This is a genomic window from Psychrobacter sp. JCM 18900 (assembly GCF_904846625.1).
Taxonomy (GTDB): domain Bacteria; phylum Pseudomonadota; class Gammaproteobacteria; order Pseudomonadales; family Moraxellaceae; genus Psychrobacter.
In genome coordinates this window covers 14,474-31,197 of record NZ_CAJHBL010000004.1, presented here as the reverse complement: position 1 = coordinate 31,197, position 16,724 = coordinate 14,474, and the positions used below count along the sequence as shown (strand labels likewise).

General features: G+C 43.5%; 10 protein-coding genes. 1 reads left to right on the top strand and 9 read right to left on the bottom strand.

The window, feature by feature from the left end:
• Window positions 1-4 precede the first annotated feature (4 nt).
• The 9 genes from gltB to pilM all read right to left on the bottom strand — a co-directional run bounded on the left by gltB (window position 5) and on the right by pilM (window position 13,836).
• Window positions 5-4,468, bottom strand: coding sequence for a glutamate synthase large subunit (gltB, locus tag JMX96_RS08410; RefSeq protein WP_201568653.1), 4,464 nt, complete (start codon window positions 4,466-4,468; stop codon window positions 5-7).
• Between the two features lie 864 nt (window positions 4,469-5,332).
• Entirely contained in the window at window positions 5,333-6,421 is a 1,089-nt protein-coding gene (locus JMX96_RS08405) for a hypothetical protein (protein WP_201568652.1), read from the bottom strand.
• 130 nt (window positions 6,422-6,551) lie between these two features.
• On the bottom strand, window positions 6,552-7,658 hold the full coding sequence (gene aroB, locus JMX96_RS08400) for a 3-dehydroquinate synthase (protein WP_201568651.1): 1,107 nt from the start codon (window positions 7,656-7,658) through the stop codon (window positions 6,552-6,554).
• Window positions 7,659-7,733: 75 nt separating this feature from the next.
• Complete coding sequence (gene aroK, locus JMX96_RS08395) at window positions 7,734-8,294, bottom strand: shikimate kinase AroK (protein ID WP_201549312.1); 561 nt, start codon at window positions 8,292-8,294, stop codon at window positions 7,734-7,736.
• 205 nt (window positions 8,295-8,499) lie between these two features.
• Window positions 8,500-10,851: a type IV pilus secretin PilQ gene (pilQ, locus tag JMX96_RS08390; protein WP_201568650.1), complete on the bottom strand. Its 2,352-nt coding sequence runs from the start codon at window positions 10,849-10,851 to the stop codon at window positions 8,500-8,502.
• A gap of 27 nt (window positions 10,852-10,878) precedes the next feature.
• The gene (locus tag JMX96_RS08385) at window positions 10,879-11,412 is read right to left on the bottom strand and encodes a pilus assembly protein PilP (RefSeq protein WP_102090382.1); all 534 of its coding nucleotides are present in this window, start codon (window positions 11,410-11,412) and stop codon (window positions 10,879-10,881) included.
• Window positions 11,412-12,131, bottom strand: a complete 720-nt coding sequence (locus JMX96_RS08380) for a type 4a pilus biogenesis protein PilO (protein WP_201568649.1) — start codon at window positions 12,129-12,131, stop codon at window positions 11,412-11,414. Before JMX96_RS08380 ends, JMX96_RS08385 begins: the two co-directional genes overlap by 1 nt.
• On the bottom strand, window positions 12,128-12,781 hold the full coding sequence (locus JMX96_RS08375; protein WP_201568648.1) for a PilN domain-containing protein: 654 nt from the start codon (window positions 12,779-12,781) through the stop codon (window positions 12,128-12,130). The genes JMX96_RS08380 and JMX96_RS08375 overlap by 4 nt, the downstream gene beginning before the upstream one ends.
• Entirely contained in the window at window positions 12,781-13,836 is a 1,056-nt protein-coding gene (gene pilM, locus JMX96_RS08370; protein ID WP_101204296.1) for a type IV pilus assembly protein PilM, read from the bottom strand. The genes JMX96_RS08375 and pilM overlap by 1 nt, the downstream gene beginning before the upstream one ends.
• A 193-nt stretch (window positions 13,837-14,029) precedes the next feature.
• Here pilM and JMX96_RS08365 point away from each other — a divergent pair, with 193 nt between their 5' ends.
• A complete protein-coding gene (locus tag JMX96_RS08365) occupies window positions 14,030-16,666 on the top strand; it encodes a penicillin-binding protein 1A (RefSeq protein WP_201568647.1) in 2,637 nt (878 codons plus the stop codon).
• Window positions 16,667-16,724 lie beyond the last annotated feature (58 nt).

Here is a 16,724-nt window from a genome sequence, read left to right as displayed (position 1 = left end):
TCGGCTATTGTGGGTCGGCCATGGTAGTTTTAAGAAGGCTTGCGATGTTCGCCGCTTTTGGCTTAACCAAATAGAACTTACGAACATAGTGCTCAAAGTCGTTCAGAATTGTCTGACCCCATGTACTGCCTGTTTTATCTACATGAGCTTCAATCACTTGTTGCAAATGAATGCGATGCTCTTCTGTCTGCTCGCTTGAAATACGGTTTAGATCGATTAGCTCATGGTTGCAACGGTCAAAGAAGTCGCCTTCCATATCGAGTACATAAGCAAAACCACCCGTCATACCAGCACCGAAGTTAAGTCCAGTACGGCCAAGAATCGTGACGATACCGCCCGTCATATATTCACAGCAATGGTCGCCTGTGCCTTCGATGACTGCATGTGCGCCAGAGTTACGGACGCCAAAACGCTCACCTGCTGTACCGGCAGCATATAGCTTACCGCCAGTTGCACCATAGAGACAGGTATTACCGATGATGGCCGTTTCTTGTGCTATAAAGTTTGAGTCTTTCGGCGGATAAATAACAATCTCACCGCCTGCCATACCTTTACCCACATAGTCATTGGCGTCGCCTTCAAGCTCGATATTTAAACCGCCAGCATTCCACACGCCCAAACTTTGCCCTGCAGTACCAGTTAAACGAAGTTTGATTGGCATATCGCTCATTCCAAGGTTACCCCAGACTAGCGCAATCTCACCAGAAATACGAGCACCGATAGAGCGGTCACAGTTACCAACGAAATAGCTATAGTCGCCGCCCGCCCCTTTGCGAATGTTCACAAGCATATCGCTAATCATCTGCTCAGCAAGCAAGCCTTTATCAAACGGCTCATTACGCTCAACCTGACAAGTTTGTGCTTTGCCCACACTGGCTGGGTGACTAAATAGCAATGGCGTTAAATCAAGATGACGCTGCTTGTCCGTATTACCTTCTAAGATATCAAGCAAGTCAGTACGACCGACCAGCTCTTCCATACTACGAACACCTAGCGCCGCCAACCATTCACGCGTCTCGGTTGCGACAAACTTAAAGAAGTTAATCAACATTTCTGCTTCGCCAATGAAATGTTCATCACGCAGCTTGGCTTTTTGAGTAGCAACACCTGTCGGACAGTTGTTTAAATGACAGATACGTAGGTACTTACAACCAACTGCAATCATCGGCGTGGTACCAAAGCCAAAGCTCTCTGCACCCAAGATAGCAGCTTTTACTACATCTAGCCCTGTTTTTAGACCACCGTCAGTCTGGACACGCACCTTATCACGTAACCCATTCACTCGTAGAGACTGATGAGTCTCAGCCAAACCGAGCTCCCATGGTGAGCCTGCATGATGGATAGACGATAGCGGAGACGCTGCCGTACCACCGTCATAGCCCGAGATAGTAATCAGATCGGCGTAGGCTTTTGCAACGCCTGTCGCGATCGTACCAACACCTGGACGTGAGACCAATTTAACCGATACCAATGCATCTGGATTGACTTGTTTTAAATCAAAAATCAGCTGTGCCAAATCTTCGATAGAATAAATATCATGATGCGGCGGCGGTGAAATCAAAGTTACACCTGGCACCGAATAACGTAAGCGTGCAATCAGCGCGTTGACTTTACCACCAGGTAGCTGCCCACCTTCACCAGGCTTGGCACCTTGGGCTACTTTAATCTGCATGACTTCAGCGGAACGAAGGTAGGCAGGTGTGACCCCAAAACGACCAGAGGCAACTTGCTTAATTTTTGAGTTGCGCAATGTGCCATAACGCGCAGGATCTTCACCGCCCTCACCAGAGTTTGAACGACCACCGATGGTATTCATAGCCATCGCAATCGACTCATGCGCTTCAGGAGATAGCGCCCCTAGCGACATACCAGCTGAGTCAAAACGCGTCAAGATTTCAGAGATATCTTCTACTTCATTGACATCGATACTGCTATCGGTTTTCAGTTGCAACAAATCACGTAAAGTCGCGACCGGACGGCTATTAACAAGATCAGCATAATTACGGTAATTATCGTAATCACCTGTACGCACCGCAGTATGCAGGCTGTTAATCACATCAGGGTTAAAAGCATGGTACTCTTTGTTGAAAACAAACTTGAGCAGACCACCCTGATCTAGAGGAGCGCGGCGCTTAAACGCATTGGCAGCCAATTGTGCTTGATCAGCGGCAAGGTCTGCAAAGGTAGCGCCTTTGATACGACTTTGTACGCCTTTAAAGCATAAATTGACGACTTCTTCTGAGAGGCCAACCGCTTCAAACAACTGTGCACCGCGATAAGAAACAATGGTAGAGATACCCATTTTTGATAAGATTTTTAGCAAGCCTTTGTCTAAGCCTTTGCGGAAATTAACACGGGCTTGAATTGGGTCACCAAGTAGCTCACCAGTAGCGACCAAATCATCAATGACATCATATGCCAGATATGGATATACACAAGTTGCACCAAAGCCAATCAATACTGCTATTTGATGCGAATCACGTGCCAGACCCGTCTCAATGATTAAGTTAGCGTCGGTACGGATACCTTGCGCGATTAGATAATGATGCACAGCGCCAGTAACCATAATAGCGTTGGCTGGTACTTTGTCTGCATCGATATCTTTATCAGATAAGACAATCAACGTATTACCTGAGCGAATGTTATCTGCCACTTGCTCACAAATAGCGACGATAGCATCAGATAGCTCTAGAGTACGGTCATAATTCAGATCAATGCGAGCCATTTTAAACGCTGGATCATCCAAATTTTCAAGCTGCTGCATCTTGCTAGCTGACAATACTGGTGATGACAAAATAATACGATGAGCATCTCTCGCAGATGGCGCAAATACGTTAGTCTCAGCGCCTAAACAGGTCTGCAACGACATTACGATTGATTCACGTAATGGATCGATTGGCGGATTGGTCACCTGTGCAAACTGCTGACGGAAGAAGTCACCGACATGGCGAATTTGCTGCGACAATACAGCCATTGGCGTATCGTCACCCATTGAGCCGACTGGTTCTTGACCATTTTCAGCATTAGGACGAATGATTTCTGTACGCTCTTCATTGGTGATGTGATACATCTTTTGTAGCGCTTTTAGCTTATCACCGCGGCACGCTTGCGTTGCCAACGTCTCTTCTAGACGTTCATCATCACGAACACGCGTTGCTTCTTCACGCAACCATTTACGATATGGATGCGCCGTTTTTAGTAAAGTTGCAATAGCGGTCGTATCTAGAATTTGACCAGTCAACGTATCAATGACCAGCATTTGACCAGGTCCAACGCGACCTTTTGCCAGTACATCTTTTGGCTCATAATCCCAAACGCCCACTTCTGATGCAACAGTGATATAGCCGTTCTTAGTGGTTACCCAACGTGACGGGCGCAGACCGTTTCTATCGAGCATACAGACCGCATAGCGGCCATCTTGAATGACTAGACCTGCTGGACCGTCCCACGCTTCCATATGCTGTGAGTAAAACTCATAAAACGCACGCAGATCCATATCCATGCTATCAACATTCTGCCACGCTGGTGGTACCAAGATAGACATCGCATGGAACAGGTTCATACCACCAGACATAAGCACTTCAAGCATGTTATCTAGGCTAGATGAATCAGAACCAGTACTATTTACAAGTGGTGTCAGCTCATTCAAGTTAGGCAGTTTGTCTGATTTTAGCTTTGGCGTACGAGCTTTAGACCAGTTGCGGTTACCTGTAATGGTATTTAACTCACCATTGTGCGCAAGATAACGAAATGGCTGTGCCAGTGGCCAGCGCGGTAAGGTATTGGTTGAGAAACGCTGATGGAAGACTACGATATGTGATGCCAAACGCTCATCTTGCAAATCCAAGAAAAACGCTGGTAAGTCTGAAGGCATTACCAAGCCTTTGTAAATAATGGTCTGACAACTCAATGAACAAACGTAGAATAGCTCATCATCCGTCAAACGCTGCTCTGCTTTTTTACGTGCAACAAACAGCTTACGGTTGAAATCATCAGCTGCCAAGTCATCTGGCGCATTAACGAACACTTGCTTAAAGTCTGGCAATGTCTCACGACCAATCTCACCAACAATACTCAAGTCCAGTGGTACATCACGCCAGCCAGCCACTTCTAATCCTTGGGCTGCAATCTCATCGCTTAATACTTGTTGGCTATGCTTGGCTTTATCGCTATCTAAATTAACGAACACCATACCGACAGCAAAGTTGTCCGTAATGGCAAATTGCTGCTCGTAAGCAATCTGTTTAAAGAAATCGGTAGGCGTGGCCAACAGTAAGCCACAACCATCACCAGTTCTACCGTCAGCAGCAACACCACCGCGATGTGTCATACAACTTAAACTATGAATGGCAGTTTTTACCAAATCATGGCTCGCTTCACCCTCAATATGGGCAATTAGGCCAAAACCGCAATTATCAGAAAAATCATCTGGCGTGGCCAGGTGTGTTTGTGAGGAAATCATTGACATAGCTTGTCCTTTTAAGTAGACGGGCAACTTACATTTCCAATGCGGAGTATAAGTTGGTACCCGTAAGCAGAACGGGCTGATAGTGGATATTCGTGTGTTCGAATTGGCAAATAGTGCAATGCTCGATAGACATCATACTCTAAGAGAAAGTAAAACCCTTGACCCTCCTGGTCATTAGCTGATGTCTTGACATGTGGTCCGTGTATCAAAAGATAGTAAGTAGCAGCCCTTGGCAACGGGAGAATCTACGCCCTTAAATGCCAGTTACTCAATCAGTGATATCTAATGCCATTCATTTAAGCATCATTTGTTATGTTGTCATGTCTAGCATTTAGCGCTAAGCATACAATAACTTAATAACGGTGCACTTGTTTATCTTGAATATCTGACGCTCTGTATTCAAGCACTTTGTTTATCCTAAAAAGAGTGACAATAAGAGAGGTTGCGTCACTTACGATAACCTTATTATGGATAGTAAGTAGCCGCGCTTGAGACAATAATATTTAGTAAAGAACTCTAAAAACTAAGAAAAAACCACTAAATAGTTGTTAAATAGACATTTTTTACGATAACTATACAGAACGTCGCCCACAGTTATATTAGTTAATGATTGTCGAAAAATCTAGTCTTTTCTATCGATTCATCAGCCATAAATTGTAAGAGGACTTATTACTATTAGTTATGAGACAAATAAAACTGCTATTAAAATTTTAATGCAAACCATATAAATGACAGTTAGTAAAAGGCTTTGATAATACTTAACGATAGTAGTTTGCCGCTTATTATGACGATAAAACTTTTTTGTATAGTGCTAAAAAAACCCACTAACCAGATAGCTAGTGGGTTTAATTAATCAGACAAAAACTAATTACTCTTGTCTTCTATTAGCGCTTTTATACTATCGCTATTATTTTTGGGAGGGTTAGCATTAGCACTTTTGCCATTAGCATTTGAATTGTTGTTTGTGCTACTAGGAGGCTTAGGTGTTGGCACGACTGGTGGCTTCTTACTAGTAGAATTCTCCGCCGGTGCCGCAGACTTTTTGTTTTCTGGCGCGGGCTTACTTGCGTTGTTTTCGTTTTTTGGCGATGCTTCAGATATTGTCTGCGTCTCACCACCAACCGTACGCTCTTCACTAACAGACAGCGTGGCAGAGGTATCTACCGACTGACGAATACTCTCTTGAGTACTGCTACTATTAGCGCTTTCTTGGTTACCTCGATTATTATTAGCACTGGCTGCTTGAGCAGCGGCGTCATTTGCTTCTTCTTGCAAACGAGCTGGCACTTCGCGCTTAGTAGGTTTCAAATCGACGGCACGCGTACGTTTCGTACTCAAATCTTTTACTGGATCAGGACGCTCATAATTATCAATGATACTGACATACCGATTAATCTCTTCTGGCAGTACACGTACGTTTGTAGGTAACTTAAAGTCTATTAGCTTTGCAGCCCCTACCGCTTCTTGCGGGCTACTCATAATCCCATAAGTCAGCATATAACGGACTTGTTTTTCATCATCAAGATAACGGAAATAAGCAAATTTATCGCGATCTTTACGACCTTCTAAGTAACTAACAATCACATCGTTTTCAGCGACATTCATTACTTGAACAGTCCACTTGCCTTTATTAGCTAGCAGATAACGCTTATCTTTGAACTCATCAGGGTAATCGCGCAAATCTCGAATCGTTGCATCAAAGTTAATCGGTTGCACATCCGTATCTAACTCATGTAGCGATTCAACTTTTAATGGTTGCTCAAACTCTTCATTCAAAATTTCTGGCGCTGATATTGGTGCATTCTCAATTTTGGCACCCATGGCTGGCGTTTGACTAAACATCCATACTAACGCTGTGACCACCCCTAAGAGCAAGGTCACTATTAGCCAAATCAGTGCTTGACGACTGTATGATTGGCTAGCAGTACGCGTTTTTGTTTTTGATGTTGCCATGAGGCGGTCCTTGGTAAACACATGTTTTACAGCATGATATAGATGCTTATTTAAACAGAGGTACAGCTAACCAGTCGGCTATAAGTACGAGATTTTAGTATAAATATATAAACGATAAGTTCTTGAGACGTTACGCGCTATGTTTCGACAAAACTTCATGCAATAGTTCGCCGTCAAACTCATTAGTCATTACCGCATCGCCTATTGATTTTAACAAAATTAGGCGGATTTGTCCGTGTTTCACTTTTTTATCGTGTCCCATTAAATCTAAAGCAGTGTCTACATCGATAGCTGGTGGCGTAATAGGTAAGTTTGCCAATTCTAAAACACGCTTAATACGTATAACTTCATCATCCGTTAGCCAGCCAATTTTTTGCGATAGCTCGGCTGCTTGTACCATGCCAGCCGCTACTGCTTCGCCATGTAACCAGTTGCCATAGCCTTCATGCGTTTCAATCACATGACCAAAAGTATGACCAAAGTTCAATAGCGCGCGCACACCTGACTCTCTTTCGTCTTGTGCCACTACATCGGCTTTGTACTGACAGCAGCGCTTTACAGCTTCACCAAGTACTGCCAAATCAAGCGCCATCATTGCAGGCAAGTTTGCCTCAAGCCACGTTAAAAAGGCCTCATCCATGATAAGGGCATATTTAATAATCTCAGCTACTCCAGCCGATAGCTCACGTGCAGGTAGTGTCTTAAGCGTACTCATATCAGCAACCACCATTTGCGGCTGCCAAAAAGCACCAATCATATTCTTACCTTGCGGATGATTGATACCTGTTTTACCACCAACACTAGAATCCACTTGTGACAATAGCGTCGTTGGAATTTGAATAAAATTGACACCGCGCATAAAACTGGCAGCAGCAAAGCCAGTCATATCTCCGATTACACCACCGCCAAGGGCAATAAGTGTCACATCACGATTGAAGTGTTCTGTCATTAGCGCATCATAAATCTGATCAATACTTGCCTGATTTTTGTATTGTTCGCCATCTGGCAGTACGCACACCTTTACCACAAACTGCTCTGCTAGCTCATCTTCTAATGCTTTTAAGTATAAAGGTGCCACAGTATCATTAGTGACGATTAAAACCTGACGGCCACTGATATAAGGCGTGATTTGCTTCGCCATACTACTATGTTCAGTCGCAGATTGTTCAGTAATGACAATAGGATAATCATGACTTTGCGTATGAACTATTAGGCCATCATGAAACGGCATTACCATGTGATACTCCTAAAGCATTTTCGATGAGGTAAAAGTAATTCAGTCTGGATATCAATCGTAGTTGCCAGTCTATTACTAGTCTTCTTGGTGCGCCGATGAGTCCGTAGTGCAATCGACGAATGATTCTAGCTGCTGCATCAATTGATTGACCATATGGCGTGGGTACGTGTGACCAGTAGGCATAATAATATGGGCGACTTGGCGATAGAGTGGATCGCGCGCACTGTATAACTCTTGCAATATTTTTCTAGGATTAGGCTGCTGTAATAATGGTCGAGACTTGTCTTTAGAGGTACGTGCCAGCTGCACCTCGACAGGTGCATTAAGATAAACGACGATGCCACGCTGTTTTAGGAACTCTCGGTTTTCAGCACACATGACTGCACCGCCACCGGTCGCCAATACGATTTGAGAGTTTTGGGTCAATTCATCAATGGCACGCGTTTCACGCTCACGGAAACCTGCTTCGCCTTCTTTGGCAAATATCCAAGCAATGTCGGCACCTGTCTGCGATTCAATATACCAGTCGCTGTCTACAAACGTGCGACCTAACTGCTTGGCAAGCAGTTTTCCGATTGTCGTCTTCCCTGCTCCCATCGGACCCACTAAAAACACCGACGGTAATTCCTGCCCCATAATACTTACTCAGCTAAATTAGGTATGATACAACGTCATTGTTATTCTGGCTAGTAATGAGCTGTGATTATTGTGAGTAAAATTTAGAGCACACCATTCATCGGTACATACATAGGTATTGCAACGCTAAAACCACTAATCTCGCGCATAAAAAAAGCAAGCACTATGGCTTACTTTTTTTAGCAATTAGCTAACTGCTTTATGACTAGTTCAGACGGCTCGTACCATCATTAATAAGCTTCGGAGTTACGAAAATCAATAGCTCTTCCTTACTATTACTACGTACATCACGACGGAATGCACGACCGATATAAGGCAAGTCTCCTAAGAAAGGTACTTTATCTACGCCATTACTAGTGCGATTTTTAAAAACACCGCCCAGTACGACTGTCTGACCATCTTCAATAATAACATTGGTTGATATAGAGTCTTCAGAGATAGCAACCTGATTATTGATGATTGTCGGCGTGCCGTTAGTAATGACCAATTGCAGACCAATTTTACCATCAGGCGTGATATTTGGTGTAGCCTCTAAACTTAATGCGGCCTCTTTAAAGCTGGTTGTCGTCGCACCACTGGCTGATGCTTCTTGATACGGAATCTGAGTACCAGAAGAGACTTTTGCAGTTTGCTTATCCGCGGTCAAAATCTTTGGTGTAGAAATAACTTCACCACGGTTATCTGCTTGCAATGCCGATAGCTCAAGATCTAGCATTACATCAGACATACTGAGCAAACCAAAGGCGATACTACCCGCTGGGTTAGAAACGCCTAAATCAACGTTTAGGTTATCAGGACGACTAATGTCATAAGAAGGATAAGAAACGGTTTGACCATTTACCGTCGTCGTCTCTACATCAAAATCTTTTAAATCCCATAAAGTTTGATCGCTACCGCCAACCAATAAGCTGCGATTGTTGGCCGCACCATTTGACAAGATACCCCAACGAACACCAATCTCTTTACTAAAGCTATCAGTTGCACTGACGATACGTGCTTCAATCATGACTTGGCGAACAGGTATATCAATTTTGCTGATTAATTTATGGATATTTTCGATACTATCAGCCACGTCTTTGATAATCAAAGTATTGGTACGTTCGTCAACCGTTACCGTACCACGGTTGGATAACAACGTATTATTATCATCGCTATTTGCTAGGCCACTACTATTACCAGTCGCGCCGCTACCTTGCGAGATAAGCGTTAAGACATCTTGTGCTTTTGCATAACTTAAACGAATGTATTCAGTACGCAGAGGTGCATAAGATTGAACAGCTTGCTGCGCTTCTAGTTCACGTGCTTCTTGCTCAGCGAGCTCAGTAGAAGGTGCGACCAAAATCACATTACCGTTTTCACGCTTGCCTAAGTTTTTGCTCTTAAGAATGATATCGAGGGCCTGATCCCAAGGAACGTTAATCAAACGCAAGGTAATGTTACCAGCAACAGAGTCACTTGCCACGATATTCATCTCAGTAAACTGCGCCAAAATATCTAAGACACTACGAACCTCAACATCTTGGAACTCCATAGATAGCGGTTCACCACTATAGACTCTTTCTTCCAGCGTCGGCTCACGTAACAGCTCAGGCTTTTTAATACCAATATTTAACTGGTTACCTGATTGGTAAGCTTGATACTCATAATCGTCATTCATGTTAATGGTAATGACGCCATTCTGTCCTTGGTTTTTGGTATCAATACTACCAACAAGACCACTATTAATATCCAATCGGCGTAGTAAGTTTCTCGGAACCGTACTACCAGTCAAACGTACGACAAGTTTATTGCCTTGACGCTGCACATCTACTGGAATAGCTTCGTTGGCAAGTACCATACTGACATTACCGCCACCATCGTTACCTGCTGAAAAATTGACTGCGCTTAGCCCATCATAGCTATACTGCTTACTTACTTGTGAAGCAGCCAACTGCGGGTTCAAAAGTGGATTGACTCTGACCACCATCGTATCAGCTGGTACTTCGTTCTTCACGACAACCTTGCTCGTGGTACGTACAGGTGCCACTGGTACGGTAGAACTCTCAACGATAGGCGTAACGACCGCGGTCGTTGTCATACTATTATTGTTATTAAGTACATCTTGAATCGGGTCGCTAGTAATGACGGGACGATTAGGATCAGTGATGGTTAGCAATAAATCATTGCCTTCAATCGCTGTCGTATAGTTTCCCGATTCTTTTAAACCAACGATGAGGCGCGTGGTACTGTCACTACTTAGCGTAGTAACTTCATTAATCGCACCGATGTTGTATTCGTTAAAACGGCTAGCAAGCCCATTCTGTACTTGTTCGAAATCTAGAACTAAGCGACTAGGATCATCAAGCTGATAGGCTGCAGGCAATACTGGCAATCCTGTAAACCCCAAACGCATTTGCGTCACTGCAGGTGCGGTCTGTACTACAGAGACATTATCGATGCGCTGTGCAGCATGAGCACTATTAGTCACAGCCACCATACTGACTGCCAGTGCTGAAATGGCAAAAGCAGAAGACATGCGGTTGCTCATCATCATTACCTTGTTATTGCGTACTGTCATTATTTATTCCTCAAAAAATCTGCCGACTTAGCTTATAGGGGATACCAGCGACTGGGGTTTTTCTACAAACCCTGCGCGGCTATCTGGCACAATTTCAATCAAGTTAACCTGGGTCGGCGTGATTTCAACAATACGGCCGTCATTCAATCCAAGATAATCGCCTACTTTAACACTGGCCACTGAACCATCAGGACGTTGTATCAATGCATATCGCTGACCTTCGGGCGAAATCACCACACCTCGGAAGACCAATTGCGATAGTTCATACTGCTCAAGCGGTTCTTTGATTCTGTTGATATCTGGTCGCACACCATCTATAGGAGTGGTCGGGCCTTGTACATTGACTAAACTCGGTGGTAAAAATGGACTACGCTGCGAGCTAGCACTATATACAAAATCCTCTACCAGCTCGGCTTTAGGCGGCGGCTCAATAGGCTGTGCAGGCTGGTTGCGGATATCGGTCATTGCCTGCTCTGCCATACCTATACGGTCACTACACCCTGTCATAGATAAAACAGCGACACTTAAAACCAATAGCATGGGCATTTTTTGAATACTCATTAGTTGCCTCCTGCATTTGTATCAGTAGCAGCGGCTGCATCACCTTCAGGAGCCGCTTCTTTAGAGCGATAGGTCTTAGTTTGCAAGACTAAGTTAAGCTCTGGCAAAACATCCAACGTAGGCTGTGGATTGCTGACTTCAAAATCATGCATCGTAATAATTCGAGGCAGTGCAGCAAGACCACTGATAAAGCTACCAAACTGATGGTATTCACCCAAAGCCGCAATACGTATTGGCTGCTCAATAAAGAATTCGTTTTCAATTTCAGGCTCTACTGAAATATCTTGGAAGCGGATATTGCTACCAACGCCTGTCATGTTTATGCCTTCTACCAATTCTGACACACGCGTATCTTTCGGCAACTGATCTAATAAAGTATTAAATTCAGTTTCCATTTGGACAACTTGCGCTTGATACGCTTTTAAATGACGTGCGCGAGATTCTTTTTCACGGTAGCTATCAAGCAAGGTCTGCTGCTGGCTTTCAGCCGCATTGATCTCATCGATTTTGCTACTGATGGGTAATGCCCATGACAATGCTGCGATAAAAGTGATGATAAGACCAATCACTGTCACCTTTACAGGTAATGGCCAACTGCCATAGTTTTCTGAATCTAGCGACTCAAAACTACGGCGAAACTCATTTAAATCGAATTGCTTTTTTGGCTTTAAAGCAGATTTCTTGGTTTTAGAGAGGCTCTTTTTGCGGATAAGCTTCATAACGCACCTCCTAGACCAGTATCGGTATCAGCAGCAGTCGGAGTTTCCGATTGTACTCTAGTCGTTACTACAAACTGTACGTAACTGTCTTCAGGATAAACGGGGCGCACCTGCTCACCAGTATTAACCGTATTATTGAGGGCTGGAGCAGCCTCATAAGCGCTAATATTCTGTTGAATGTTACTTACTGCTGAGTTGCCCATCCATTTACTGTTATCAAGGTTACGAATCAGGCTGGACACAATATTTGGATTGTCCGCTAAGCCTGTCAAAGTTAGCGTATCGCCTTCACGTTTGAGGTTATTTAGATAAAGTGCTGGTGGAATAGCTTTAGCGAGATCATCCCATAAACGTACAGGCACAGGACGTCGTCCCTGCAAATCTTGAATGACTTGCATGCGTGAAATAATGTCTTCACGGCGCTGTTCTAAACTGTCAATTTCGGTCAATGCGGTGTCTAAGCGAGTGTTTTCTTGTTCGATCAATGCATTGGCATCAAGCTGTTCATCAAGTTCATTGTTGAAATAACTCCATGAAGCAAAGGCTGCTAATAGGGTCAGTAATGTCACCGCTACTATTAGAGTCACAAACTCTTTGTTACGACGTTCACGCTCTTCTTGTCGCCAAGGTAAAAGGTTAATACGAGCCATTAGTCAAAGCTCCTTAACGCAAGACCGCATGCAGCCATTAAGCTTGGCGCATCGACCGCCAATTGCTCATTATCGATATTTGGTGCAATAGTCATATTGGTAAAAGGGTTAGCAACACTGACAGTTACACCCAGCTTTTGTTGTGCCATACCAGCGAGACCTGCAATAGAACTGCTGCCCCCTGCAAGCACCACATGATCGATACTGCTATATTGACTTGATGAAAAATAAAACTGTAAAGAGCGAGTGATCTGTTGAATGGTATTTTCTATAAAAGGGGTTAGTACTTCAGGATAATAGTCATCAGGTAAGGTACGTTCACGTTTGCTTAGTGTCGCTTCTTCTGCTGACAGGCCATAGCGATTTTGTATTGCCTCGGTCAGCTGAGCACCACCAAATAACTGCTCACGACTATAAATAAACTCACCATTCTTAGCGATGTATAATGTGGTTTGATTGTGGCCAATATCTACCAATGCTACTAGTTCGGGTACATTTGGCAGACTATCTACCATCAATCCAAACGCACGCTCGATTGCATGAGATTCGATATCCATGACTTTCGTTTGTAGGCCACCGAAGGCTAAAGCATCGACACGCTGGTCAACGTTCTCTGAACGAGAAGCAGCAAGCAATACCTGAACCATATCTTCACTAACCAAAGACGGTCCTAATACTTCAAAATCTAGATTGACGTCTTCTAATGGATAAGGCACATACTGGTCGGCATCTAAACGTATTTGCGCCTCACGTTCTACATCGCTAAGTGTCATATCCATATCAATGATTTTAGTAATCACTGCAGAGCCAGAAACCGCTGTCGCAGCATTGCTACCTGCTACTTGGCAGCGTCTTGCCAAGCTCGTTATAATATTGCCGGCAGCTTCTGTATCTACTAAAATCTTATCAACCACGATACCTTCCGGTAGTCTTTCAATACCATAAGATTTTAGGTGAAACATGCCTTGCTGACGCTGTATGTCAACCAACTTTACTGAAGTGGCACAAATATCCACGCCAATCAAATGTCGACTTTTGGAAGTAAATAGCCTCACTAGCTCTATACCTTATATTAAGTGTACAATCTGGTAGTTATTTGTAATAATTCAATACAATACTTTACTTAATTGATAGATTCAAGCATTTAAAAATATATTAAGGCCAACTTACACATTTATTATGACCTGCCTATTTTGTTCAATGTATAATAATATTGTCTGCTACAAATTCTAACTAATAAGTCTTATTATGGCCAAAACAAATGCTACCGCTCGTCTCATTCGCTTTTTGGTGGGACTCTTTATCGCTTGCCTAGCATTGGCAGTTGTTCTAGCACTTGCTGTACCTATTGGTTTTTATGGGATGGCCATGTATCTATCGCCGACCCTGCCTAGTACGCAAGAAATTAAAACAGCCAAACTAGAAATGCCATTACAGATTTATAGTAGTGATGATAAATTAATTGGCCAATACGGCAATCGTTTATCGTTACCAGTTAGTTTTGAAGAAATTCCTGAAGATTTAACTCATGCTTTTTTAGCAGCCGAAGATGCTTCTTTCTTTCAGCATAGCGGAATTAGCATTAAAGGTCTTGGTCGCGCTGTCACCGAAGCAGTCACTGACGACGATGGTCAAACAGGTGGCTCTACTATTACGATGCAAGTTGCTAAAAACTATTTCTTAAGTCCAGAACGTACTTTAAACCGCAAACTAACAGAGTTATTTTTGGCGCGGAAGATCGAAGACGAACTGAGCAAAAATGACATTTTGACACTATATGTCAATAAAATTTATCTGGGCGAAGGTGCCTACGGCATTCGTGCTGCGGCCAAAAAATACTATAGTAAGTCATTAGACAATCTAACCATTGCTGAAATGGCGATGCTAGCCGGTCTACCAAAAGCCCCTTCTAAATATAATCCTGTTGCCAATCCTAGCCGCGCATTGACTCGCCGTAACTGGATCGTTGGACGCATGCACGAGCTTGGCTATATTACCAAAGCTCAGTATGATGAAGCGGTTAACTCCCCTATAGGTATCAACCTATATAAAGAAAAGCTCGATGTAAATATGCCTTATTTGGCAGAAATGACGCGTGCTTCTTTAGTCGAACGTTATGGCGATCAAGTCATGCACGGTGGCTGGCGCGTACGTCTCACAGTAGATAGTAAAGCGCAAACAGATGCAGAAGCAGCAGTAGTAACAGGATTGATTGCTTACGAGCATCGCCATGGTTGGCGCGGGGCTGAAGCAAATGATGAGCCTCTCGAAAACTTCCGACGTTACAGCAATATGTCTCCTGCCAAGGTGACTAAAGTCAATTCTCGTAGTTTTGATGCAGTCTTACAATCTGGTGAAGAAGTGACCGTTAATTGGTCTGGTATGAAATGGGCGCGTAAATATATTTCTGCTGACCGTATTGGTTATTACCCTAGCAATGCCAGTCAAGTTGTTAAGAAAAATGATATCGTTCGTGTGATACCTACTTCAAATGGCAACTGGCAATTAGGTCAAATACCTAAAATCCAAGGTAGTTTGGTTTCGTTGAATCCAGAGACTGGTGCTGTAAATGCATTGGTTGGTGGCTTTGATTTTAACCACAGTAAATTCAACCGCGCTCTACAAGGCTGGCGTCAACCTGGCTCTATCATTAAGCCACTTGTTTATACCGCTGCTTTAGAAAAAGGTTATCGCCCAGATACCATAGTGTCTGATAAAGCTATCCAAGTAGGTGACTGGAAGCCTAAAAACTCTGATGAACGTTTCTTAGGTGATATCACTTTACGTCGTGGTTTATATTTATCCCGTAACCTCGTATCTATTCGCTTGTTACAAGCTATCGGTATCTCAAGTACGCGCAACCTATTAGATGAATTCGGTCTTGATAAAGAAAAGCTACCAACAACCTTGTCATTAGCACTTGGAGCAGGACAAGCCACACCATTACAAATGGCCACGGCTTACTCAACCTTCGCGAATGGTGGTCATCGTGTCCAACCTTACTTTATTGAACAAATTTACAATTATAAAAACGAGCTGTTGTTTCAGGCAAATCCACGTCAAGCATGTGCACTATGCTTTAACGAAAAACTTGAAAAGGTTAATAGCAGCTTAGTTGAAGAGTATGAGAAGTCAATTGAAGCGCTTGATGATGGCACTAATGAAATAACTGCCGATAATTCATCATCGAAAAGTAATGATGATAGCGAAACAACAGATAAAGAGCTTGATTTAAAGGTATATAACGCAGGTCCACAATCAGACCGCCTAAAAGCACCTGCCGTACAATATGTAAGAGCCAAACAAGCACCGCGTATACTGCAACCTAGAGTGGCTTTTGAGATGGCAGATATATTACAAGATGTTGTACAGCTTGGGACTGCGCGGAGAGCAAAAGCGTTGGGTCGTGATGATATTGGCGGAAAAACTGGTACAACCAATAAAGCTAAAGATGCTTGGTTTGCAGGCTTTCACCCTACCAATGCAACAGTAGTATGGATGGGCTTTGATCAACCAGCGACTATGGGTCGCCGTGAATATGGGGGTGTGGCAGCGCTGCCAGTCTGGATGGACTTTATGAAAGCTCAGCTTAAAGACACGCCAAGCCAGTGGGTATCTATCAATAACCGCTCAAAATCCAGAAAGCAACAGCAAAGTATCATAGAGATGACTGATGGTGGCATCCTAGTTGATGATGACGCCAAGAAAACAGCCAAGCCAGTTAAGACTCAAACTCAGCAGCGTAAGCCTTCGGCTCCAGAGCCTACTGAAAATACCCGTACTCCACCATCAACGAAACCAAGCAACAATCGTAGTGATGATAGCGTACCGGAAAATCCATTGACAGTGACGCCCGTTGAAAGTATGCCACTGATGCCAGAGTGATAAACAAGACTATTCTTAATCAATAAAAAAAGGCTTATTCAGTAATGACTGAATAAGC